Consider the following 24,511-nt stretch of genomic DNA (forward strand, 5'->3'; position numbering starts at 1 on the left):
GTTTTAAAAATTAATGTTTATTCCAAGGTTTAAACTTCTCTCTTGTGGGGGAGTCAAAAAGGTAATGCTACCACTCATATTTCTATCTGTGGCATTTTCAAAATCTCTGGCGATTTCCGGGTCAAGTCCTACGAAATTTGTGATAGTCAGGAGATTTGTTGCAGAGAATGTTATTGATGCACTCTTTATAACCTCTGAGATTTTCGGAAGCTGATAAGATAAGCTTACGTTACGTAAACGAATAAAAGATCCATCATGAAGCCAAAGGTCGGTATTAATATCTGCGTTAGCAGATCCGTGGTTGGCGGATTCACGTGTCAATCTTGGATAAGTCGCTATATCTCCCGGTTGTCTCCATCGATCAAAAAGATCTCTACGCATATTCCAGTCAGTGATAACCCCAAGTTGTCGCTTTGATGAAGAATCATAAATATCACCACCTTTAGTAAAGACAAAAAGGAAAGAAAAATCCCAGTTTTTGTATTTGAACTTGTTTGTAATTCCTCCAGTAAAATCAGGAAGAACACTTCCGACTGGTACTCTGTTTGCTGGATCCCAGTTCCTGGTTACTTCACCATTGATATCCAAATAAAGTGGATCACCGGTTTGAGGATCAACTCCGGCAAATTTTACAAGGAAATTTGTGCCTACAGGTTGCCCGATTATAATGCGTGTGTCATTAGTCCCACCTTCAATAGCATCCTCTGAGAAATCACCAATTGATTCAATTTTATTTGAATTTCTTGAAATATTGAAGTTGGTTGTCCAGAGGAGGGTGCTATTATCAATGTTTGTTGTTATTAGAGAAAGCTCTATCCCCTGATTGGAAATTTCTGCGAAATTATCAAAATATTTATCGTCAATACCTGTTTGAGGAGGTAGTGCAATCTCTCCAATTACCTCTTTAGTATATTTATAATAGTAATCTAATTCGATTAGGATTTTGTCGTTCATCAAGCCCAGCTCAAATCCAGCATCGTAGCTACTTGTGGTTTCCCATTGTAAATCTGGATTTGCATAGCGTACTGGGAAAAGGGTAGGGTTAAATGCGTATCCAACTCCGTTACCATCTCCTCTTCGTTGAAATGAATCACGCCATTGGTTGGGTGGGAAGTCTGAGTTACCAGTAATTCCAAAATTGGCTTTGATCTTTAATAGACTGATGAGATTATTACCTTTCAAGAAATCCTCTTCACTTAAGAACCAGCTTGCACCAAGAGTAGGGAAGAAACCATATTGATTCTCAGGTCCAAATTTGGAAGAGCCATCGGTTCTCAATGTGGCTTGTAAAAAATACTTATTAGAAATATTATAATTGAATCGAGCAAAAAAACTAACAAACTTGGTTACTTCACTGTTAATTCTTGTCCCTGCATATACTGTATCAGGAACCATCTCAGGATTAAGTCTTAGCTGTTTTTCGACATTTTCTTCTCCCTTGCCAGTTAATGCATTACGAACAGACTGTTGATATTCCGCACCAACCAAAACTTTGAGAGTGCTTTTATTAATATCAAAGGAATAATCAGCTGTAAACGTACCGTTATAATTGTCTACTTCTGAGATGTTGGCAAATGCCTGTCCGACAATATCATCCCTGCCTACCCATTCTCCGGCTTCCCATTTGTCATCGTTCGTTTTAAAATAATCGTAAGAACCTCCAAGTGATAAGTTGACTCCATTTTCCAATTGATGACTGACATTTAAATTAGAGATTACTCTGTGGTCAATTGTATTCCAATCGATGAGTGCTTGTTGTCTGACAGGATTGGCAATTCCCTCTCTAAAGGATCCATCATCATTATATACTGGATAAATTGGAAGAGAGGTAGACATAGCGTTTCCTAATCCACCACTCCATGCTGCATTTACTCTTTCGTTGTTTCCTCTCACATAAGATACAGATGCGGCTATTTTGGTCTGATCAGTTATTGCATAATCTGCATTTATCCTTCCACTAATTCGCTCATAGCTATTTCCGGCTAGATAGCTTTCATTATCAGAATAAGAAATACCTGAGTATAGCTTAAGCTTTTCCCACCCCCTGTTCCAGGAGAAGTTATGTTCATGTTTAAATCCTATTTGAGTAGTCAAATCCCACCAGTCAGTATCTATATTTCTTCTTTCTATTTCTTCCCAAGTCATATCGTTGGGAAGTGTTGCTCTTCCAGTATTACCATCATTTTCCCATGCCTCCTGATATAGTTGGAGGTATTGAGCAGTGTTTAGCATTCTGGGTTTAGCCACTGGTTCAGATATTCCCATTCTTGAGGAGTAATTGAATGAATTTTGATTCGACTTTCCTCTTTTTGTGGTTATCAGGATTACTCCATTAGCTCCTCTCGAACCATATATACCAGCCGCCGCAGCATCTTTTAATATTTCAATTGAAGCGATATCGTTAGGGTTAATTGTCGCAAGGGGATTGGTGTTCATGGCTCCTTGATTTCGGCTGACATTTGTGAATTGACTTTGTGTGATAGGAATACCATCCACAACATATAAAGGGTCTCCACCTGCTGAAATAGAGCTAATTCCACGAATTCTAATTAGAGAACCTGATCCTGCTAGTCCACTACCCTGAATGACCTGTACACCTGAAGCCTTTCCTTGCAATGCAGCTTCAAAAGAGGGTGCTTGAATATTCTGTATTTCTTCACCGCTTATTTTTGAGATTGAACCAGTGATCTCTCGCTTTTTTAGTGTACCATATCCAACAACAACAACTTCCTCCAATTCAGAAACATCAGACTCTAGCTCAACATCAATTGTGGTTCTTGCATTGACAGGTATCTCCAGGTTTTTGTAACCAATATATGTAAAAACAAGAATGTCACTATTTTTTACGTCGATCTCATAGTTTCCATCAATATCGGTGGTGGTCCCGTTAGTAGTGCCTCTGATCAGAACACTAACACCAATGAGTTCTGTACCATCCTCAGAATCTACTACTTTTCCTCTTACCGTACTGCCTTGCGCATAGGACCAGGTCGAAATAAATGTAGTTAAGATCAATAATGATGATGAAATAAGTTTCTTCATTATTTTATAATTGAAATTAGATATGAAATAAGGTGGCAAAATGCCACCTTATTTTAACTTGTTTTAAGAAGATTTTAGTTTGAAGGCTCCTCTCTCCAATATGCGTAGTATAGTTTAATAGTACTTCCGTCACTATCTGCATCTACATTATAGTTGGCAGTTGCATCACTACCTGCTGTGTTTGTAGCCTGACCTCTCCACCAATCTGAGTAACCTTCATTGTATCTAAAAAACTGTACTATCTGACCTGAAGTAAGTGCAAGGTCAATATAGTAACATCCGTCGCTTAATTTGGTAAGCTTATACTGATCGTCCACGGTTCCCCAAATATCACCATCAAAATTTCCAGTGGCATAAATATCATCACTAGTAGCAGCAACATTCACAATAATTCGGGTCATGTTTGAAGCCACGGCTTCTTCACCGCTATCATCACATGGAAACTCAACAAGGTTCAATACTTCGTCTTCTCTTCCTGAATTACCTTCAGCATCCGTTGCAGATAATACCACTTTGTAAGATCCAAGTGCATATGCACTTACATCAATATCTTCTGAGAAATTGCCGTTCCCGTCAATGGTGACTGTTCCGGATGCTACTTCTGAATCATCTTCATCAACTACAGCATACGCAACTGATGAAATTGCCGCCTGAGTAGTGATTGCCGGTTGTATATTTCCGCTAACTGTATGGGTATCAGACACCAATGAGCCATCAATCGAGATAATAGTACCGTTTGAGTTGTTGGAAACTTCCGGGTTATAATCTCTCCAAGAACCTATAGTAAAAGTAGCTTTCTTAGCATCTGCTTCTACTGTGTTATTTCCTACCAATTCAGCACCGTTTTCATCCTTTTGTACCTTTTCCCATACAAGTCCTCTTACAAATTTGAATTCAGCTCCTGTATTCGGAATCTGATGGTAGAAAGTGACTGTACCTTCAGAATCTGTATAGATTGATAAGGGATCAGACCCGGTATCTACAGTCCATTCAGTTTCCTGATGGGTTCCTACCATATAAATAGTATTATCACCGGTGTAATCCGAAACTTGATCTGGAACTGATTCAACTAAAATTGTCGTTTCACCATCTGTATAAACAGGATAAGCTTCAAGATTTACAGAAGAGCTTGAGACGTTTCCAGAAGCATCCTCTACAGTAACTTCAAGCGTGTGTGCACCTAATACAACATCCGCAGGAATTGCAATATTCTGATTGAAAGAAAATGATTCGTCAGCAATATCAACTTCATCAACTTCAAATATGGTTACAGTTCCATTTCCGACGCTAATACTTACTGAGCTAATTTCAACATCATCGGAGATTGATATTGACGTTGCGACTTGACTGGATGCGGAAATAATAGCTCCTTCTGATGGAGCATTAATCGTGATAGTTGGGTTATCCTGATCAACTACACCACCTTCATCATCATCACCACAGGATGAGACGAAAACTAGGCCCCCTAAAACCATTAAAAAAATCAGGGATTTCAATGCATTTTTCATCTTAATTTGTTGTTAAATTATTAGTTAATTTTTGCGAGATTTTATGCTAAAAAATTGACTATTTCTTAACACTCACTATCCGAATTTTATGAATTCAGTAATGAGAGACAACACTTTTACGAAGTTTTTACAGACTTTTTTTTCTGCAAACGTTTGCGTTTCAGACTTTTACAAAACAGTTAAACCATAATTGGGTCATTTGGCTATATTTCTTGTATGAAAAGGCAATCAACAACCATCAAAGACATAGCACGTGAACTGGACATATCACCTTCAACGGTTTCAAGAGCTTTGAAAGATCATTTTGAGATCAGTGAAGAGACCAAGAAAGCCGTTAGGCGCGTTGCTGAAGAATTAAACTATCAACCGAACTCTTTGGCTTTGAGTTTGCGATATAGCAAATCCAATACCATAGGAGTGATTGTACCTGAGATTGTTCACTTCTTTTTCTCAACAGTGATAAGCGGGATCGAAGACATTGCACAGAGCAGGGGGTATAATGTGATCATCACCCAGTCTAATGAGTCTGTGGCCCGGGAGATGATGAATATCCAAACGCTGTTCAACAACAGGGTGGATGGTGTGTTGGTTTCCCTATCAAAAGAGTCTTTTGACTACACGCATTTTGAAGCGATGATGCAAAAAGGTCTCCCCATAGTATTTTTTGATAGAGTGGCAGATACCCTGAACACGAGCAAGGTTACGGTTGATGATTTTTTAGGGGGATATCAGGCCACTGAGCATTTAATCAAACAAGGTTACAAACGAATCGGTCATTTGGCGGGTCCAAAAAACCTTGACATTACCAACGCACGAATGGAAGGTTTTAAAAAAGCGCATGTTGATGCGGGCTTATCTGTTGATGAGGAATTAATCATTTTTGATCAGGCTTCAAACGAAGGGGAAGCTTATGCCGCCTCATTTGAGTTATTAAAGAATAAGAAACCTGACGCTCTCTTTGCCTCAAATGATCTGGCTGCTATGGGAGCCATTAAAGCAGCCCAGAAATATGGAAAGAATGTACCGCAGGATTTTGGAGTTGTTGGTTTTAGTAACTGGCAATTCACGGCACTTACAAATCCGTCAATTTCAACAATTGAGCAACCGGGCTTTGAAATGGGTCAGCATGCAGCCGAGCTTCTAATAAAGGAAATAGAATCGGAAGATGAAGAAGTTACAGTTGAATCATTGAAACTACCAACCAGCCTTTTAGCACGAGATTCTTCAAGAAAAGTATAGTCTTTTTACAAAATCTTCATAATCAGGGGCTTTCGCAACCGTTTGCGTTATTTTTTTCGAATCAACCTTACAAAGTCCTCTGATTTAATTCATTAATTTGAGCACATCACCATGTTAATACTGGACTTAAAATATGTTGGATATAACCAAAAGGAAACATAATAAGCGAATTGAAGTTGGTGGCAATTTCAAGTCGTATTCCTTATCAGAATATGGGCTGATCATTGAGACGGACAGCCATCAATATGATGTGTCATTTTACAATGATGGAATAGTAAGAGTTCATCAAAAGTCTGAAATTGCTGACACAAATCCTTATTCGGTAGTTCAAGATCCGATAGAAACCACTTTTGATGTTGAAGAAAATGATGGTTCTATAGTGGTAACATCTACAAACGTAGATGTCGTTATAAACAAACACCCGATATTGTTTACCTTCCTCAATAAGGAAGGAAGGATTATAAATGAGGATGAACCGGGTTTAGGAATACAATCTCAGGGCGAGCAAAAAACTGTTTACAAAAAGCTTCAGAATGGTGAGAGATTTGTAGGGTTGGGGGAAAAAACCGGTCCACTTGATCGAAGAGGTAAAGGTTATGAAAACTGGAATACCGATCACTTTGCCTATGACATTGAGGCGGATCCCTTATATGCATCCATTCCTTTTTACATTGGAATTCATGGCAGCCTAAGCTATGGGATTTTTGTAGACAACACTTACAAAAGTCATTTCAATTTTGGTGCTTCTAACAATCGCTTTTCAAGCTTTTCTGTTGATTCCGGAGATTTAAACTACTACTTTTTCACTGGTTCTGTCACCGAGATCATTCAGTCATATACCTGGCTAACAGGGAGGATGAATTTGCCACCCATGTGGAGTATTGGGTACCAGCAGTGTCGTTACAGCTACTATCCGGATACCGAAGTATTGGATGTAGCAAAAAAATTCAGAGATAAGGATATACCGGCTGATGTGATCGTACTGGACATCCACTACATGGACCAGTACAAAATTTTCAGTTGGGATAAAGAAAGGTTCCCAAATCCGGCTAAGATGATAAGCCAGTTGAAGGAAATGGGTTTTGAAGTAGTTGTGATCTGTGATCCCGGTATCAAAACAGAAGAGAACTACCTTCCATATGACTCAGGTAAGGAAGAAGATGTCTTCTTAAAATATTCAGACGGCAGATACTACGAGGGTGAAGTTTGGCCCGGATGGTGTCATTTCCCTGATTTCACCAAGCCTGAAACCCGCCAATGGTGGACTGGAATGATGAAATTTTACACAGATATTGGAATCAAGGGATTTTGGAATGACATGAATGAAATAGCTACCTGGGGGCAGATGCTTCCTGAGAATATCGAGTTTGAGTTTGAAGGTGAAGGAGGCACTACAAGAAAAGGTAGAAATATTTTCGGATTGCAGATGTCTCGAAGTGCTTACGAAAGCGCCGTTGATAATTTGAACGGAGAACGTCCTTTTGTCTTAACAAGAGCCGGTTTCGCGGGGGTTCAGCGATATAGCGCCCTTTGGACAGGCGATAATGTGGCCAACGATGAGCACATGCTTTTGGGCGTTAGAATGGTTAATAGCTTAGGACTTTCCGGAGTTCCTTTTTCAGGGTATGATGTGGGAGGATTTGCTGGAAACGGGCAAAGTAACCTATTTGCCAGATGGATTCAGGTAGGGGCTTTTTCTCCATTTTTCAGGGGGCACTCTATGATCAATTCACATGATTCAGAGCCATGGTCTTATGGTGAAGAGGTTGAGGAGATTTCAGCAAACTACATACGGCTCAGATACAAACTTTTACCCTACATCTATCATGCATTTCTACAGGCTTCCGAAGACGGCATTCCGGTATCACGAAGCTTATGCATCGACTATACGGCCGATCCGAAAATTTATGAGTCTGACTTTGAGAATCAATACCTTTTTGGAGACAGCATTTTAGTAGCCCCATTGGCTAGTGACCAGCGATTTGGCAAAGTTTATCTGCCTGAAGGTGATTGGTACGAATTTTTCACCGATGAAAAATTAAAGGGTGGTGTTGAGATGATAAGGGAATACGCACTGGAGCATTTGCCATTATTTGTGAAAGCTTCCACTGTTATTCCTGTTTACTGTGATACGACCCACAATTCCACGCATGTAGGTGAATGCCTGGAGCTTCATATTTATAAAGGGCTTGAATTCTCTCAAACAGAATATTATGAAGATGATGGTGTTTCATTTCAAAGCTTAGAGGGACATTACCACCGACGAAGGGTTAGCTACGATCCATTAGTAAGTGCCATTAAAATAGATCAGGCAGCAGGTGATTATCAATCTAAGATCAAGAAACTAAAACTTGTCTTACACGGATTTGATAGTGATGAATTGAAAGGTTGGAAATCAGGGAGCCTTCGCAAAGGAAACTACTCCTATGTAAAACCTATTTCAAATTTTGATCCCTTTGAAAAAGATCGCAGAGATAACCTAAAATCAGAAAATGTATTTTCTATCGAAACAGCATACTCAAATGAGGAAATGGTTTTTAATTGGTAGTGTATTTATACTATTTGGTTGCAAACCAGATAACAAAGTATACACCCTTGAACCGCCCTTGATCCTTGGTTTAGCATCACCAATTCAACTAGACCTTCAGTCAACCCGGGTGGTGTTGGAAGACTATGTGCTTGATCCATCGAGGTTGGATTCAATCACCACAGATGGACCTTTTAATCTTAAAACCGAACATTCTATTTTGACAATTACCGGGAGACCAATGCAAGAGCTTTACAATCTTACTTTTTGGGCAGAAGGTGTAGGTGAGAGCGTCTTACTAAAACGAACAAGAAAGACATTGTATTCATTCTTGTACGCTTCTGACGGAACTGATAAAAAGGTCATGATCAAAGGCGAGTTTAACGCCTGGAATCCAAATAATACAATTCTTGAAAAAACAGATAGCTCGTTTACTACATATGAACTCCTGTCCCCCGGGACTTATCAATACCTTTATGTGGTGGATGGCAAGGAAATGCTTGACCCACAAAACCCTGATTCCATTTCCAATGGAATGGGCGGCTGGAATTCAGTGATAAATATTCCAGGACCTGATCCGAAAACAGTCCCAACCATCAAGGCCGACAGGTATACAACCGGCTCCATTTTCTTCATGTCAAACAATTCCGTATCCGGACTATATGCATATTGGAACAATACACTCATCCCCAATGATTTTATACGATTTAATGATGATGAAATCTTAGTTCTTATTCCTGGAAATGCTGCGGAAGTCAAAAGATCTAAGATTAGGTTATGGGCCTACAATGAAGAAGGAGTAAGCAACGATGTGATGATTCCCCTTCATCAGGGAAAAGTACTCACATCTTCTGACGAACTAAACCGCTTTGACAATGAGGCAATGGTCATGTATTTTCTCATGGTAGATAGGTTCAATAACGGGAATCCGTCAAACGATAAACCGTTAAATATTCCAGAAGTTCATCCGAAAGCCGACTATTTCGGAGGCGATTTAACAGGAATTACTCAAAAAATCCAGGAAGGCTATTTTCAGGATTTAGGTACGAATACGATCTGGCTATCTCCGATCACTCAAAATCCGGAGGGGGCATTTGGCAAGTACCCTGAGCCTGAGACCAGCTTTTCTGCTTATCATGGCTATTGGCCCATCTCAAATGTTCGGGTAGATCATCGGTTTGGTACCGATGAAGAGTTTCGGACATTGGTAGATAAAGCCCACGATTCTGACATGAACGTACTGCTTGATTATGTAGCAAACCATGTACATGAGCAACATCCGATCTATCAGCAAAACCCGGATTGGGCAACAAATCTCTACCTTCCGGACGGTTCATTGAATACTGAAAGATGGGATGATCACCGATTGACTACCTGGTTTGATACCTTCATGCCCACCCTTGACCTCTCGCAAATGGAGACTGTAGATCCCATGACGGATTCAGCGATTTTTTGGCTAAAAGAATATGGTATTGATGGATTCAGGCATGATGCCACTAAGCATATCCCGGAGATTTTCTGGAGGGTGTTGACGCAAAAAGTTAAAAAGGAGGTGGTTCAAAAAACCGGACAACCGGTTTTCCAAATAGGTGAAACCTATGGGAGTCATGAGCTGATCAAAAGTTACATAGCTACTGGTATGCTGGATGCACAGTTTGATTTTAATATGTACGATCGGGCTGTTTCTGCCTTTGCCGGAAATGGTTCGCTAGCCGACCTGGCCAATTCACTTCGGGAAAGTATCAAATATTACGGCGATCATAACCTGATGGGGTACATCACAGGCAATCAGGATCGTCCAAGGTTTATTTCCTATGCGGATGGCTCGCTTGAATTTGGTGAAGACACCAAATATGCTGGATGGAATCGAGAAATTAGCATTCAGGATACACTGGCTTATCAAAAGCTGTCTGCGCTGACCGCCTACATGATGAGCATACCGGGTATTCCATGTATTTACTATGGAGACGAATATGGCTCTCCGGGTGGGAACGATCCGGATAATAGGCGTCAGATGCAATTTGAAAATCTGGATAAACATCAGCTGGCAACTCGTGAACGAGCTAAGAAAATGATCGAGATAAGAAAGAATAACCTTGCGTTGATTTATGGTGATACGGAGATTGTAGAGGCAGGAGCTGACTATCTGGTCCTTTCAAGGAAATATTTTGATAATCAGGTTATTTCTGCGTTCAACACTAGCGAGCAAACACTTGAAATCGAAGTGCCGATGAATGGAAAAATCAATTTCTATGGCAACCTAAACGGAGAAATGCTAAAACTGTCTCCGAACTCATTTGAAATGATTACCTATAACTAATTATGAAGATTATAACCAACCTAACCTTTTTGTTATTACTCATAGTTTCCTGCTCTCAAGCCAAAAGTGAGGATCAGGAAACAGAGATCACTCTAAGCTTTCCCGAGCGGTCCAAAGACATGGTGATCTATGAAGTGAATGTACGACAGTACACGCCTGAAGGTACATTCAAGGCGTTTGCTGAGCACCTCCCCAGATTAGATGAATTAGGTGTCGATATCCTTTGGATTATGCCGGTACAGCCGATCGGCGAAAAGAACAGAAAAGGTGGTCTTGGCAGCTATTATTCTATAAAAGATTATACGGCAATCAACCCTGAATTTGGCAACATGACAGACTTTAAAAATCTTGTTGAAGAAGCGCATAAAAGGGACATGTTGGTGATTCTGGATTGGGTAGCAAATCATACGGCTTGGGATCATTCCTGGATGGAAATCGATGGGTATCATACCAAAGATTCATTGGGAAAAGTCATTTCGCCTGTTCCTGATTGGTCAGATGTTGCGGACCTAAATTATGACAACATGGACATGCAAAACGACATGATTGAAGCGCTTCGTTTTTGGGTAAGTGAGGCAGATATTGATGGTTACAGGTGCGATGTGGCAGGTTTTGTACCAATGGAGTTCTGGAGCAGGGCCAAGGACTCTTTGGATGTAGATAAAGATCTTTTCATGCTGGCAGAATGGGATGAGCCTAAGATGCATGAGGATGCTTTTCACATGTCTTATGGCTGGGGCTTGCATCATTACATGAACGGAGTTGCTAAAGGTGAAAAGAATGCAGACTCCTTAGTATCATTCATCAATAAAGACTTAGAAAGATATCCATCAGACGCAATCCGAATGAACTTTACAACCAATCACGATGAAAACTCATGGAATGGTACTGTATTCGAACGATTTGGAGAGGGACATAAGGCCTTTGCCGTATTTGCATTCACCGTGCAGGGAATGCCTTTGATCTATAGTGGTCAGGAGGCAGGCTTGGATGAAAGATTGGCATTCTTTGAAAAGGACACAATCAAATGGGACACTGTGAAGTATCAGGATTTCTATGCTTCGCTGGTGGATTTGAAGAAGGACAATCCTGCACTCTTTAATGGTGAATATGGTGGGCAGCCTGAGTTTGTTGATGTTGGAAACCCTATGGTGATCGCATATTCAAGAGTAAAGGATGGTAATCAGGTAGACGTAATTATCAACTTATCTGAAGAAAATCAATCTGTATCGATTCCGGAATCATGGAATTTTGCAGATGTCTTCAGTGGTGGACAAATAAGCAATTCAATTTCAGAACTTCAACCCTATCAGTATTTTGTTGGATCAAAAACAGTGAGCAATGAGTAACATTTCGCTTGGCTCAGATAAGCCACGACTAAGCTTTTGGCAGATATGGAACATGAGCTTTGGTTTTCTTGGAATCCAGTTTGGTTTTGCGTTGCAGAATGCCAACACCAGTAGGATCTTTGAGACATTGGGAGCTGATACGAAGAATCTCGCTTTTTACTGGTTGGCTGCTCCAGTTACCGGATTGATTGTGCAACCGATCATAGGATATTTAAGTGATAGAACCTGGCATCCAAGGTGGGGCAGAAGACGTCCATTCTTTGCCATTGGTGCAATTTTGGCTACCCTCGCTCTTTTTGTGATGCCAAACTCCCCGACTCTTTGGATTGCAATTGGGATGCTTTGGATCATGGATGCATCAATTAACATCAGCATGGAGCCATTTCGTGCTTTTGTAGGAGACATGCTGCCCCCGGAGCAGCGCACCAGAGGTTTCGCCATGCAAAGCTTTTTCATTGGTGTAGGGGCGGTGGTCGCTTCAGCACTGCCATGGGTATTCACCAATTTGATTGGAGTGAGTAATACAGCTCCGGAGGGTCAAATTCCGGACTCGGTTAAGTGGTCTTTTTATGTGGGAGGAATAGCATTTTTTTCTGCGGTAATGTGGACGGTGTTCACCACAAAAGAATACCCTCCATCTGAAGAAGACATCAAAGAATCAAAAACTAAACCAACACTTACAATCCGGTTTAGTCCAAGGCAATACATGGGTAGAGGATTAGCACTGCTTTTCATTGGAGCTGCGCTTGCTTCATGGTTTACCATTCAGGAATTTGACCCACAGCTTTACGTACTCTGTGGCATCTTCGGTTTGTTTGGGATTTCTTATGTAATTGGATCTATTCTCATGGGTAGGAATAGGTATCACAATGGGTTCGTCCAGATTGTCCGTGATTTTCAAAACATGCCAAAGACCATGGTGCAGCTGGCTTATGTGCAGTTCTTTTCCTGGTTTGCCTTATTCGCTATGTGGATCTACAGTACATCTGCGGTGACGGCACACATTTACAAAACTACGGATACCACCTCCAGTGCCTACAATAATGGAGCGGATTGGGTGTCCTTATTATTCGCCGGATACAATGGGGTTGCAGCTTTAGCCGCTCTGGCTTTACCTCTGCTGGCGAAGGTGGTTAGTAGAAGAGTTACACATATGATAGCGCTGATATGCGGCGGGGTTGGGTTAAGCTCATTTTATTTTATTCAAGACCCGATGTGGCTAATTTTATCCATGGTTGGTGTTGGTATCGCCTGGGCTAGCATTTTATCTATTCCTTATGCCATGTTATCAGGCTCTTTACCGCCAAAAAAGATGGGTTATTATATGGGTATATTCAATTTCTTCATCGTAATTCCACAAATTGTGGCAGCAAGTATTCTTGGGTTTCTTATCGCTACATTTTTTGAAAGCCAGTTTATTTATGCAATAATTCTTGGAGGAGCTTCAATGATCATTGCAGGGTTTTTGAGTTTAAAAGTGGATGATAAAGACGAAGTAGTAATGAATGAAAGAGAAGTATAATATGGGTAAAAAGCTTGCAGTAGGTATTGATATTGGAGGTACTAACTCGAAGTTTGGTGTCGTGGACAGAGATGGTAATATATTGGCTCAGTCCAGAATAAAGACCCAGCAATTCAGTGAATACCATTCGTTTATTGAAGTGCTGAAAAAAGAAATAGAGAAAGTCCATCCACTGAATGAGGTGATCGGTATTGGAGTAGGAGCACCGAATGCCAACTACTACAAAGGTACCATTGTCAATCCTCCCAATTTACCCTGGAAAGGTGTTTCTAAATTCGCAGAGGAGGTAGAAAAAGTGTTTGGTTTGAAATGTGTGCTCACCAATGATGCAAACGCAGCGGCACTTGGGGAAATGGTCTATGGGAAGGCCAAAAATATGAAAGACTTTGTCGTCCTTACGGTTGGAACAGGCCTGGGGAGCGGGATTGTTATCAATGGCGATTTGGTATATGGAAAGCATGGGTTTGCCGGTGAACTTGGGCATACCCTTGTAAATGCAAACGGAAGGCACTGTGCTTGTGGTAAGCGGGGATGTCTTGAGACCTACGTAAGTGCCACAGGTATTAGAAGGACGGTATATAAATTGCTAGCGGACTACACAGATCCAAGTATGTTACGGTCCATCAGTTTTGATGACTTGAGCACACGAACCATCACAGAAGCAGCAGCAAAAGGTGATAAAATTGCGATCGAAGCATTTAAGTATACTGGCCGTGTATTAGGTATGAAATTGTCTGATTTTATAGTACATACCGATCCTGAAGCTATATTTTTGTTAGGCGGGTTGTCAAAAGCCGGAGATTATATTTTCACCCCAGCTCAAGAGAATATGGAGCATTACCTGATGCCGCTTTTCAGAGATAAAAAAATAAAACTACAACCCTCAGGACTAAAAGACGATGATGCACCAATCTTGGGGGCATCCAGTCTTGTTTGGAAATATATTGACAAATAAAGCATGAAGAACATAGGTGTTTTTACTTCCGGAGGAGACGCGCCAGGCATGAATGCCTGCGTACGAGCTGTTGTTCGGTCGGGGCTTAGCCTTGGATTGAATGTGTACGGGATTCGATATGGTTACAACGGCATTATAAGTGGGGACATGGAACTCATGAAATCCTACTCCGTCAGTAATATCCTACAAAAAGGAGGGACCATTTTAAAATCGGCCCGTAGTGAGGAGTTTAAAACCAAGGAGGGAAGGAAGAAAGCATATGATCAGCTGAAGGAAAGAGGAATTGATGGATTGGTTGCCATAGGCGGTGATGGAACCTTCACAGGAGCCAACATCTTTTATGAAGAATATGGGATTCCCACTGTAGGAGCACCCGGCACCATAGATAATGATCTTTATGGATCTGACTATACTATAGGCTTTGACACTGCAGTAAATACGGCACTTGAAGCAATAGATAAAATACGCGATACAGCCAATTCACACGATCGGGTTTTCTTCATCGAGGTGATGGGCCGACATTCCGGGTATATCGCCATTCACTGTGGTATTGGAGGGGGCGCAGAGCTTGTAATGGTACCCGAAACATCCACTACGATTCAAGATGTGATAGACACCCTCAATCAGGGGCGAGACAAAGAAAAAACTTCAGCTATCGTAATTGTGGCTGAAGGAGATGAGCAAGGCAATGCCCATGAGATCGCAAATAAAGTAATGGCCAAACTTCCAAAGCTGGACATTCGGGTTTCCACACTGGGCCACCTACAACGTGGAGGTTCTCCAACTTCATTGGACCGCATACTCGCCTCTCGGTTAGGGATGGCGGCAGTGGAAGGCCTGGTCGATGGGAAGGCCAATGTAATGGCAGGAATTGTGGATGATAAGATCATCTACACAAGCTTCAAGCTAGCCATTAGCAAAAGCAAACCCATTAATAGCGAATTGATGAGGCTGGTTGAAGTGATGAATAGCTGATTTCATTTAGTCGGCTAACACGATATCATTAAATTGGCATAAAAAATAGCCGATGAAATTCATATTATTCTCAGCACCTGTTCTATGCCTGGCATTTCTGGCAATTCTTTTCTTACAATCAGGACTTGATAAAGTCTTCAATTATAAAGGAAATATGGAATGGCTTTCCGGTCATTTTGAAAAGAGCCCACTGAAAAATATGGTAAATATCATGGTGCCTGTTATCACCGTATTAGAGGTATTTTCCGGGTTGTTTTGTGCCCTTGGTATTATTCAACTATTAGTGGATGGGAGTGCCCAGATGGGCTTGATTGGAGCTCAATTATCTACGATTTCTATACTAGCCTTGTTTTTTGGTCAGCGAGTGGCTCAGGATTATGTTGGTGCTGCCACCCTTACAACTTATTTCATCATTAGCATCATGACGGTCTACTTACTATGGGATATGATGCCTGTTGGGTAGTGAATGGTGTAAATGATATACTAGTTCCGTCCTCCATTGCCATCATCATGTTTGGCATTGGTTTAAACCTCACATTAGAAAATTTTAAAAGGGTATTTATCAGACCTAAGGCTATTCTTACAGGCCTGACCCTGCAGATGATCTTGCTTCCTTTAGTAGGATTTATCATCGCTTCTGTTTGGAACCTGCCACCTGCTTATAAAGTCGGTATTGTGCTCATTTCGGCTTGTCCCGGTGGCACAGCTTCAAATCTTGTGACTCATATTTTAAGTGGAAGAGTAGCTCTGTCCATTTCTATGACCGCCTTCAATAGTTTTTTGATTTTATTCACGATTCCCTTTATAACTTCTATAGCACTGGGACTTTTCACGGACCACCAGCAAGTAGTATCACTTTCGTTCTGGCATACTTTTCAAAACATAGCAGTAACGGTTATTGCGCCAGTTGTTTCGGGTATTTTCATCCGACATTACTTTGAGAATTTTACCCTGAAGATTAAACCTTACCTAAAGTATATATTATCTGCGGTTCTGCTAATCGTATTTCTTGTGGTTGGGCTGAATACGATTGCTGGAAGTAATGATGGAATCAACTCCGGTGAACTCTATGTCGCGATCCCGCTCTTGTTGCTGAATGTTTCAACCATGCTTATTGGTTTTTGGATTGCAGGAATATTGCAAATCAATCATGATGGTAAATACACCATAGCGATCGAAATGGGTTTGCAAAATAGTGCATTAGCCATTTTTGTTGCGAGTCAAATTCTCCAAAATGAAACAATGACATTAGTAGCGATTGTTTATAGCGGATTTTCGTTTTTCACTACGATGGGTTTATCATATTTATTAAAAAAGTCAAACTCACATGTCATTAACGATCACTAATGCTTTGCCTCGGGATTATCCCACCATCGGCCAATTAATGGTAGATGTCTATTCAAATCTGCCGGGATTTCCATCGCCTAAAGATCAACCTGCTTATTATCAAATGTTGGCAAATATTGGGGAGTTTGCTACTCGTGAAAGTGTCGAATTGATTATTGCAAAGCAGGAAGAGAAGTTGCTCGGAGTTGTTGTTTACATCGGGGACATGAAAGATTATGGTTCGGGCGGCACGGCTACTCAGGAAAAAAATGCGGCCGGGTTTCGCCTGTTAGCAGTAAAAAATGAAGCCAGAGGAATGGGAATTGGTAAAAAACTCACAATGGAATGCATCGAAAGAGCTCGGGGAAGTGGATTGAAACAAATGATCATCCATACTACTGAATCCATGAAAGTGGCATGGGGCATGTACGAGAAAATGGGGTTTAAAAGATCGATGGATTTGGATTTTGATCAAAGCGGTCTTCCGGTGTTTGGGTTTAGGTTGAGGTTTTAACGACCAGCTATCCGCCGTGTGTCCCGAGATAGCTAGAAAGCACTAATCTAGCGAAATCTTTAGATTCACGAGGGGATGTGCGGTATGGTTGCGGGTATGAGTAAACTGCCCAACCCCCACAACAGTAACTACGAAGCACCGCGTTTAGAAAGTCTTAATCCAGAAAGACGAAAAGGAGGGAGGGGAAATGAAAGTAGCAGAATGGGCGGTGAAGCGGTCTGTTTGCATCGAAACTGGCAGAATGCACACAGGCATATTCGCGCTAGGTTTGTTACCTACTGTCAAGTCTTCAAATTCCAGCGTGTCATGTTCGTAGTTATAACGTGAAATAATAAAGCCGTTGAGAATTCCAAGAGGTTCAACTACACTTAACAAAGTGTCAAGAGTTGCTTGAGAAGTTGTACTGTCAGCATGAATAATTAGCCAGTTATTTTCAACTTCAGATAACTTGTCATCTTCCTGTCTTACAAAGTATTCTAAGTCAGTTAAGCTAGTGGCTATAAAATCCACAGTTTGAAAACAAGTTGAATCAGCATTGTAATAATAGGATTCACTAAGTTGGTATGGTGGTCCAATGAACAGATGGGCTTGCTGACTTGGGCGTGGAAGTTTTGTTTTGGAGTTAGTTGTTGGTTTTGGAAGGTTAAGGCGAACAAGAGAGTTAGGGAAATGGTCTCTTAGATAGTTAGGATCTTCAGTTCTGACAAATTTCAAATTCTCATCAATGAATAAAGTATCATTTTTGACTTCAAAGTCAACATAACTTTCATAGTCAATCACTAATATCTCTCGGAACTCATGGTTGTAAACTCGTTCGAATACTTGATGATAGCTGAATTGATCATGTTTGTTCACTTGAGAGGTTGAATCTGTAACGTCGAGAGTCCAATAGAAACCATCCTCCATTGGAATAGAGTGCCAATGACCAATAAGTTGATCTTCTTTGGTTTGGCAGTTAGAGAGTAAAAAAGTTAAAGTTAAAAGTTGAACTATGCGCATGTGAGAGATAGTAGGTAACGCCACGCTAGAAGGAGTGCGCCCCGAGCATGGCAGAAAGAAGCTAATATAGCGCAGCTGCCCAACACCCACAACGGCTTCTACGAAGAACTGCGTTATGCAAGTCTTAGTCCAGAAAGAAAAAAGTCTCAACGAAGCTCAAAAGTCGCAGAATGGGCAGGTTCACGGGCGAGTTGTACAGAAGTTTCTAGTCCCTCTGTTGGCCATTCGTCCATATCGCCTGTTGGCATCCGTCTATTCAGTTGTAATGGAGTTTTCGAATTTATCTATGTATTCCAGCGAAAAACCTCGTTTGATAGGTAGCAGCCAAATTGATTGCAATGTTCGTCCGACGTTACGCATATATCCAAAGCCAATGACTTCTTCATCGTTAAGACGGAATTTGAATTTAGCTACTACTTCTTCGGTATCAATGTAATGATCGTCTAGGAGTTCGACTTCCGTAATTCCGATGTTGTTCAGCATTCCTTCTAGAGATCCTCCGAAAGAGTCAGCCAAATCAAGAGTATCAAGTAAGATGCTCCCATTAATGAATGAAGTTAGTCTTTCATCGTTCCCGTCAGTGTAAACTTCCAAAGAGCTATAAAAATGCTCAGTACCTTCTGGTATCGAAGAGGTTGTAAGGTTTAGTTTGCTTGGTGATTCAAATGAGATTGATCCAATTTGTTGTTGAGTCCAATCAGCGGAAACTAATTGTTCATCTGTTGGCTTGACAGTTAGTTTTCTGATAGTAAAACCGAGAATTACGACAGTCAGAACCACTACGATAGATTTAATCACAGTTGATTTGTTCTTGGTTAAGGAATGAAGGAGGAATCCAAACAATCCACCAAGGCCACCAAATATTCCACTATACAAAACACTCATTTGGTTGTCAGGAGCAAACTCGCTTCCCAAATTCGCTATAAGCGTTGTTGGTAGGATGATGAAAACTATCATCCAAATTTGTTCAGAGTTAAGCTTGTTCATGAAGATTTCGTAATGTAGTCTATGGATACCAACGCATAGCTATGATGAGTGGGGATTAGAAAGCACTAACCTCTCGTCTCGCACATAGCCACGCATTGATTTAAAATTATACATTGTGGCGGACTTTCCAAGTGCCACCAAACTATCCTGACCGATAAAACCCCATTCATTCATAGCACATGTTAGGGCACGTTTCATTTTGTAATTTGTCTAGCTACGCCCGCAAAAGTTGCAGCCCAAATGTTGCCTTGTCCATCTAGAGTTAGTTGCATGACATAGGTGCTTGGAAGTTCTGAGTTTTCGTTGGTATAAATCTCGAATTCCTTAGTCTCAATCTCGTATCTCACTAATCCCACCTTGTTGATGGCGATCCATAAGGTTCCGGTTCGTTCATCAAAGACAAAGTCATTAATAGCGTTGGAGAATAAATCATTCTGATTTTCCAATATTTTCATCCATTCACCGCTTTTTTTAAGGACAAATACTCCTGCTTTGGTTGGCTCCTTGTCATTGTAAAGACTGAACCAAATATTACTAGAAGCATCTTCATAACCCTTAGAAATATATGCCTGGCTCAAAGGGGGTTCAGGATCATTTAGTTGAATCATTTCTTGATCATCAATTCTTACGTTCCCTGAAAATGTTCCGATCCATGTCCTATTTGATTTATCTGTGAATACACCCAAAGTCTTATTTGTTGGCAGTTCTGAATTAGTAGTATCTAGGTTAACCCAATTACCTTCAGAATATTTGGCAACTCCACGCCATGAAGTGAACCAGACGTTGTTGTTATTGTCCACATGAATTTTCCTCATCCATTTAATTGGCGAATTCAGCGAGTCATAAACAGTCCAAGTCTCCCCGTCATATCTGTAAGCGTTATAGCCACCGATGAACCATTTGTTGCCGTTTCTATCTATTGCTGAATATCGAATAGATGTTGTTTTGTTAGCATCATATTTTTCGGGCTTTAATGTCGTATTCTTTGAATTGAAAAGTGCCATCGATTCATCTTGAGCTATCTGAACAATTCCATTGTCAGTTCCAACCCAAATTGTTCCATCAAAATCCGTTAATGCGGCTCTAGACATATCCCAAGGCAAATCGGAATTTTGTTGGTTTAATACCTTCCATGAAGTTGAAAGTCTAGAATCTTTTGTTCCCTTTACTTCTGGTGTTCCAACTGATTTAAAATTGGTGTTTTTTGAAGAATCAAACTGTCTTCTTTGAACGCTTAGTTGTCCATTTTCGAAGATTAGAAGCAAAGAAACGGAAGTGTTGGACTTTTTGTCCTTACTGATTGCTGGATTCCATTGGTTACCCGAGTTGATTGCGTTCTGAAGTGATAGTTTCTTGGAATTGACCGTTGATTGATTACTAGCACTCAAAAGGCAAGGGTTTCCTGACTCATCAATCAGTATTTGAACCTCAATTTTTCCTTCGAGTTTTGTTAGCACTTTTTGGTTCAGGTTCTCAATGAATGTTGATATAAAGTCACTTGGTGGTTCCGCTTTTGTATCTCCGCAATCCAAGCAAAACGAAGACAACTTGCAATTGTCAAACTGTTCGGGATATAAATGCTGTCCAAAAGAGTTGGTAAAAAGAACAACTGATAAAAGTAGTAGTATTGATTTCATATAGTCGTATGTGCCCTAACAATAACGTAAACGCCATATGGCGTTTATTTCTATTATATCTTTTAGGAGTGTCTTTTCCATAACTCATTGAAATTCAATAAGAAAAACGACATTTAAACATTTGTAGTCGTTTAATGTCGGGTATGAACGCCACTCATTTTTAAAAAGAGATGTATCAAATATACCGCTTCTACTTCAATCCTTCCTGATCCAGCAGGTACATCATGGCACCCATACTTGCTGCTCCAAGCTCCAGCTCCCGTTGGTCCACTGCTTCAAAAACATCAGCAGGTGTGTGGTGGTAAATGAAATATCGCTGAGTGCTTGGTCTCAGTCCAATAAGTAATGTGCCTTGCGAACTCAATGGTCCTATGTCTGCACCTCCACCGTTCTGATCAAAGTCCCACACCCTATAGGGAAGGAAGTAGTCACGCCACGCTTTGATTTGTGCCTTTTGTTCGTCTGTTCCTGAGGTAGAAAATCCGAGTGGTTGAAAACCCCCGGAATCTGATTCCAGTGCAGCAATGTGTTTTTCTCCTTTTTCTTTCGCCACTCGTGCGTATTCTCGCCCACCTCGCAAGCCATTCTCTTCGTTCATCCACATCACGGCTCTGAGTGTGCGTTTTGGCATGATGCCCAAAGCTTTGAATAACCTAACTGCCTCAATCGCTTGCATGCATCCTGCTCCATCGTCGTGTGCTCCTTCGCCCACATCCCAGGAATCCAGGTGGCCGCCTACCGCTATGATTTCATCAGGAAATTCCGAACCTCGTAGTTCACCAATCACATTATAGGAAAGCACGTCCGGCAATTGCTGGCAGTGCGTCTCCATGTACACATTCAACTTCTGCTCTTTTAAAATCTGACTGAGTCGGTTTGCATCGTTGGTGCTGATCGCTACCGCAGGAATTTGATTGATCAACGCTTTGTAGTTAAGCGATCCCGTATGAGGTATGTCATCCTGACGGTTGGTCACCGAACGAATGATGATCGCCTTTGCGCCATATTTTGCAGCTTCAGAAGCTCCTGATGATCGTTGAATAACAGCACCTCCATAAGCTCCAAACGTATTGATAATGGTAGGATTCATGGCGCCATTGTAGAAAACGATCTTACCTTCTATCTTTTTGCCCAGCTCATTCACGTCATCTATTCCACTCACTTCGATTACTTCGGCAAGTACCCCCTCAGGACCAGTACCTACTGAGTTGCCCAGTGCCAGTGCATTCATTTCAAACGTGCCGTGCTTATCAGAATTCATTGCCCGTACGACCTCTTTCTTACCTCGTACCCAGTGAGGTACCATGACCGGTTGCAAGTACACTGTATCAAATCCGTAAGATTCCATGAGCTGCCTGGTGTATTCCACCGCAGCGGCGGCTTCCGGTGAGCCTGATAAGCGACTCCCAATGTCTTTGCACAGCACCCTCAGATTTTCATAGACATGCCCGTTGGTCAGTGTCTCGTCATAGATTTTCTTGATGGCCTCTTCGTGCTGGGCAAAAGAGATGGTTGGGATTAGGAACAGTAGGATTGCTAGTTTCTTCATGGATGAAAATTAGAAAATATGTTTTATCATCTGATACAACATTTTGATGAAATGCGAATTTCTCCTTTGGGGGGAGGATCTGGTTGAGCGGTGGTTGCGAGATGTTTTAGATAGCAGCAACAATCTCAGGCATCACCCGATGACCACCATCGTACCAATGCAGTTCTGGCTCTCGCCCTAAGGCATTTTTCACTACTTCATTTTGCTTAGGAATCATTTCCTCTTTAAAGTAGATGTCCTCACGACTGGTGAAGTATTGAATACCTTCTTTTCCTGTGAGATAGCTCCAGTCATTTGGATCAGTATCGGGTGGGAAAGTCCCGGCCCAGATAATCATTTTTTCGAATGGAATTTTAGCATGGGCGGCATAACGACCCATGGTTGCTGTTCCTTGTGAGAAACCGAAATAGATCAGTTGCTTACCGGAAAGATCATATTGATTCAACAACGAATCAATGTAAGCGTATTGATTATCGATTTCCGTCAACCGATCTTCCTTTGTCATCCAGGAAGCACCTACACGCCCATACACACCTTCCAAATAGTATTTAGAAAGCCCCTGTGGTGCAATGATGAAGTTCTTCTCAGGATCCAGTCCTTCAAATTTCTTAATGAAGAATTCTGCCAGCTGACCATACCCATGAAAGACCAACCATACACGTTTGGTTTTTTCAGTTAGCTCATTAAGCGTGTAATACGAAGCTTTTATGGTAATGTCTATGTGATATTGTTCTGCCATGTTGCATTTAATTACGATACAAAGTCCCCTCCTTGGAGGGGATTTAGGGGTGGGTTAATGTTATTTACCCCGCCACCATTTGCATCATCAATCCGCACAAGTATGCTCCATAGGTACCCAGTACATAACCAAGAACAGCCATCAAAACGCCAACCGGAGCTAGCGATGGATGAAATTCCGAAGCAATCACCGGAGCAGATGCTGCGCCACCCACATTAGCGGTACTACCCACCGCAATAAAGAAGTAAGGCGCTTTGATCAGCTTAGCTACAATTGCCAATAGCAGGACATGGAAAAGAATCCATGTGATCCCAAGCAGGAAATAGCCCGGGTTAGAGAAAATGGCCAGAATATCCATGTTCATTCCAATGGCTGCAACGAGAATATAGATAAAAGCACGACCTATTCTGGAAGCACCGACTCCCTCCAGTTCGCGCACTTTAGTGAAAGAAAGTATCACGCCAAGAGTGGTGGCAATCACCACAATCCAGAAAAATCCGGATGTTAAACTGTATTGTTCAAGTGCTGGGTACTGCTCCAGGTAAGGAACAATTAAATCACTACAAAAATGAGCGAATCCTGTACAGACAAACCCAATCATCAACACTTTCATTAGGTCAGTCAGGTTTGGGATTTTAGCTACACTCGCCTGATAGTTTTCCATTTTCACTTTGAGTGACTCAATGGCAGACGAATCCGCTTTTAGTTTACGATCTATCAGTTTTGTAACTGCCACACCGGCAATTAAAACTCCAAGCCATGTATTACCAACAATGATATCGACCGTTACCATAGTAGAAAATAGCTCGTCACTCACCTCAAAAACTTCTTTCATGGTGGCTTGATTGGCACCTCCACCAATCCACGAACCGGCGATGGTGGTCATTCCTCGCCACACTTCATTTGGGGCAACCCCGCCTACTAAATCAGGTGCTATTTGAGAGAAAATCAAGATGGTCAGCGGTCCGCCTATCATAATTCCAACCGTTCCGGTGACGAACATGATTACTGCTTTCGAACCTAATTTGGCAATTTCTTTTAAATCAACACTGATGGTAAGCAACACTAAACTTGCGGGCAACAGGTATCTGGATGCGACAAAGTAGAGATTAGACTTTGAAGGGTCAATCAGTCCAACGGCCTTCATTAGTGACGGGAGGAAATAGCATACTAAAAGTGCGGGAACATAAGAATAAAACTTTTTCCAGGCAGGATGATCAAGTGAAGAGGTATAAAATACCGCACCCAGCATAAGCATGAGCATACCAAAGATTACGGCATCATTTGTGATGAAAGGTTGATCCATAATATTGTCAATTAACT

18 protein-coding genes are annotated in these 24,511 nt (G+C 41.3%); 10 read left to right on the plus strand and 8 right to left on the minus strand.

Annotated features, from left to right (window positions below; genetic code table 11):
* Positions 1-3: 3 nt before the first annotated feature.
* Positions 4-3,042: a SusC/RagA family TonB-linked outer membrane protein gene (locus RIC88_RS01630; RefSeq protein ID WP_350215678.1), complete on the minus strand. Its 3,039-nt coding sequence runs from the start codon at positions 3,040-3,042 to the stop codon at positions 4-6.
* Between the two features lie 74 nt (positions 3,043-3,116).
* Positions 3,117-4,550: a DUF4625 domain-containing protein gene (locus RIC88_RS01635; protein ID WP_350215679.1), complete on the minus strand. Its 1,434-nt coding sequence runs from the start codon at positions 4,548-4,550 to the stop codon at positions 3,117-3,119.
* Between the two features lie 216 nt (positions 4,551-4,766).
* Between RIC88_RS01635 and RIC88_RS01640 the strand changes: the two genes are divergently transcribed.
* The 10 genes from RIC88_RS01640 to RIC88_RS01685 all read left to right on the plus strand — a co-directional run bounded on the left by RIC88_RS01640 (position 4,767) and on the right by RIC88_RS01685 (position 17,277).
* A complete protein-coding gene (locus tag RIC88_RS01640) occupies positions 4,767-5,789 on the plus strand; it encodes a LacI family DNA-binding transcriptional regulator (protein ID WP_350215680.1) in 1,023 nt (340 codons plus the stop codon).
* 133 nt (positions 5,790-5,922) lie between these two features.
* Complete coding sequence (locus tag RIC88_RS01645; protein ID WP_350215681.1) at positions 5,923-8,337, plus strand: glycoside hydrolase family 31 protein; 2,415 nt, start codon at positions 5,923-5,925, stop codon at positions 8,335-8,337.
* The gene (locus RIC88_RS01650; protein ID WP_350215682.1) at positions 8,312-10,636 is read left to right on the plus strand and encodes an alpha-amylase family glycosyl hydrolase; all 2,325 of its coding nucleotides are present in this window, start codon (positions 8,312-8,314) and stop codon (positions 10,634-10,636) included. The genes RIC88_RS01645 and RIC88_RS01650 overlap by 26 nt, the downstream gene beginning before the upstream one ends.
* 2 nt (positions 10,637-10,638) lie before the next feature.
* Complete coding sequence (locus RIC88_RS01655; RefSeq protein ID WP_350215683.1) at positions 10,639-11,985, plus strand: alpha-amylase family glycosyl hydrolase; 1,347 nt, start codon at positions 10,639-10,641, stop codon at positions 11,983-11,985.
* Positions 11,978-13,507, plus strand: a complete 1,530-nt coding sequence (locus RIC88_RS01660) for an MFS transporter (protein WP_350215684.1) — start codon at positions 11,978-11,980, stop codon at positions 13,505-13,507. The genes RIC88_RS01655 and RIC88_RS01660 overlap by 8 nt, the downstream gene beginning before the upstream one ends.
* On the plus strand, positions 13,491-14,462 hold the full coding sequence (locus RIC88_RS01665) for an ROK family protein (protein ID WP_350215685.1): 972 nt from the start codon (positions 13,491-13,493) through the stop codon (positions 14,460-14,462). The genes RIC88_RS01660 and RIC88_RS01665 overlap by 17 nt, the downstream gene beginning before the upstream one ends.
* Before the next feature lie 3 nt (positions 14,463-14,465).
* Complete coding sequence (gene pfkA, locus RIC88_RS01670; protein WP_350215686.1) at positions 14,466-15,437, plus strand: 6-phosphofructokinase; 972 nt, start codon at positions 14,466-14,468, stop codon at positions 15,435-15,437.
* A 52-nt stretch (positions 15,438-15,489) separates the two neighbouring features.
* Entirely contained in the window at positions 15,490-15,900 is a 411-nt protein-coding gene (locus RIC88_RS01675; RefSeq protein ID WP_350215687.1) for a DoxX family membrane protein, read from the plus strand.
* Positions 15,876-16,784, plus strand: a complete 909-nt coding sequence (locus RIC88_RS01680) for a bile acid:sodium symporter family protein (protein ID WP_350215688.1) — start codon at positions 15,876-15,878, stop codon at positions 16,782-16,784. Before RIC88_RS01675 ends, RIC88_RS01680 begins: the two co-directional genes overlap by 25 nt.
* The gene (locus tag RIC88_RS01685) at positions 16,765-17,277 is read left to right on the plus strand and encodes a GNAT family N-acetyltransferase (RefSeq protein ID WP_350215689.1); all 513 of its coding nucleotides are present in this window, start codon (positions 16,765-16,767) and stop codon (positions 17,275-17,277) included. Before RIC88_RS01680 ends, RIC88_RS01685 begins: the two co-directional genes overlap by 20 nt.
* 144 nt (positions 17,278-17,421) lie before the next feature.
* Here RIC88_RS01685 and RIC88_RS01690 read toward each other — a convergent pair whose 3' ends face one another.
* The 6 genes from RIC88_RS01690 to RIC88_RS01715 form a co-directional block, all read right to left on the minus strand.
* Positions 17,422-18,276 carry a hypothetical protein gene (locus RIC88_RS01690; protein ID WP_350215690.1) on the minus strand — a complete coding sequence of 285 codons (855 nt, stop codon included), beginning with the start codon at positions 18,274-18,276 and terminating at the stop codon, positions 17,422-17,424.
* Between the two features lie 252 nt (positions 18,277-18,528).
* On the minus strand, positions 18,529-19,263 hold the full coding sequence (locus RIC88_RS01695) for a hypothetical protein (protein WP_350215691.1): 735 nt from the start codon (positions 19,261-19,263) through the stop codon (positions 18,529-18,531).
* A gap of 194 nt (positions 19,264-19,457) precedes the next feature.
* Positions 19,458-20,900 carry a ligand-binding sensor domain-containing protein gene (locus RIC88_RS01700; RefSeq protein ID WP_350215692.1) on the minus strand — a complete coding sequence of 481 codons (1,443 nt, stop codon included), beginning with the start codon at positions 20,898-20,900 and terminating at the stop codon, positions 19,458-19,460.
* Between the two features lie 190 nt (positions 20,901-21,090).
* Positions 21,091-22,449, minus strand: coding sequence for a M20/M25/M40 family metallo-hydrolase (locus tag RIC88_RS01705; protein ID WP_350215693.1), 1,359 nt, complete (start codon positions 22,447-22,449; stop codon positions 21,091-21,093).
* A gap of 106 nt (positions 22,450-22,555) precedes the next feature.
* Complete coding sequence (locus RIC88_RS01710) at positions 22,556-23,188, minus strand: alpha/beta hydrolase (protein WP_350215694.1); 633 nt, start codon at positions 23,186-23,188, stop codon at positions 22,556-22,558.
* A 64-nt stretch (positions 23,189-23,252) separates the two neighbouring features.
* On the minus strand, positions 23,253-24,494 hold the full coding sequence (locus tag RIC88_RS01715) for a DUF819 family protein (RefSeq protein ID WP_350215695.1): 1,242 nt from the start codon (positions 24,492-24,494) through the stop codon (positions 23,253-23,255).
* Positions 24,495-24,511 lie beyond the last annotated feature (17 nt).

Origin of the sequence: Ekhidna sp. (assembly GCF_040220215.1) — a bacterium.
GTDB lineage: Bacteria > Bacteroidota > Bacteroidia > Cytophagales > Cyclobacteriaceae > Ekhidna.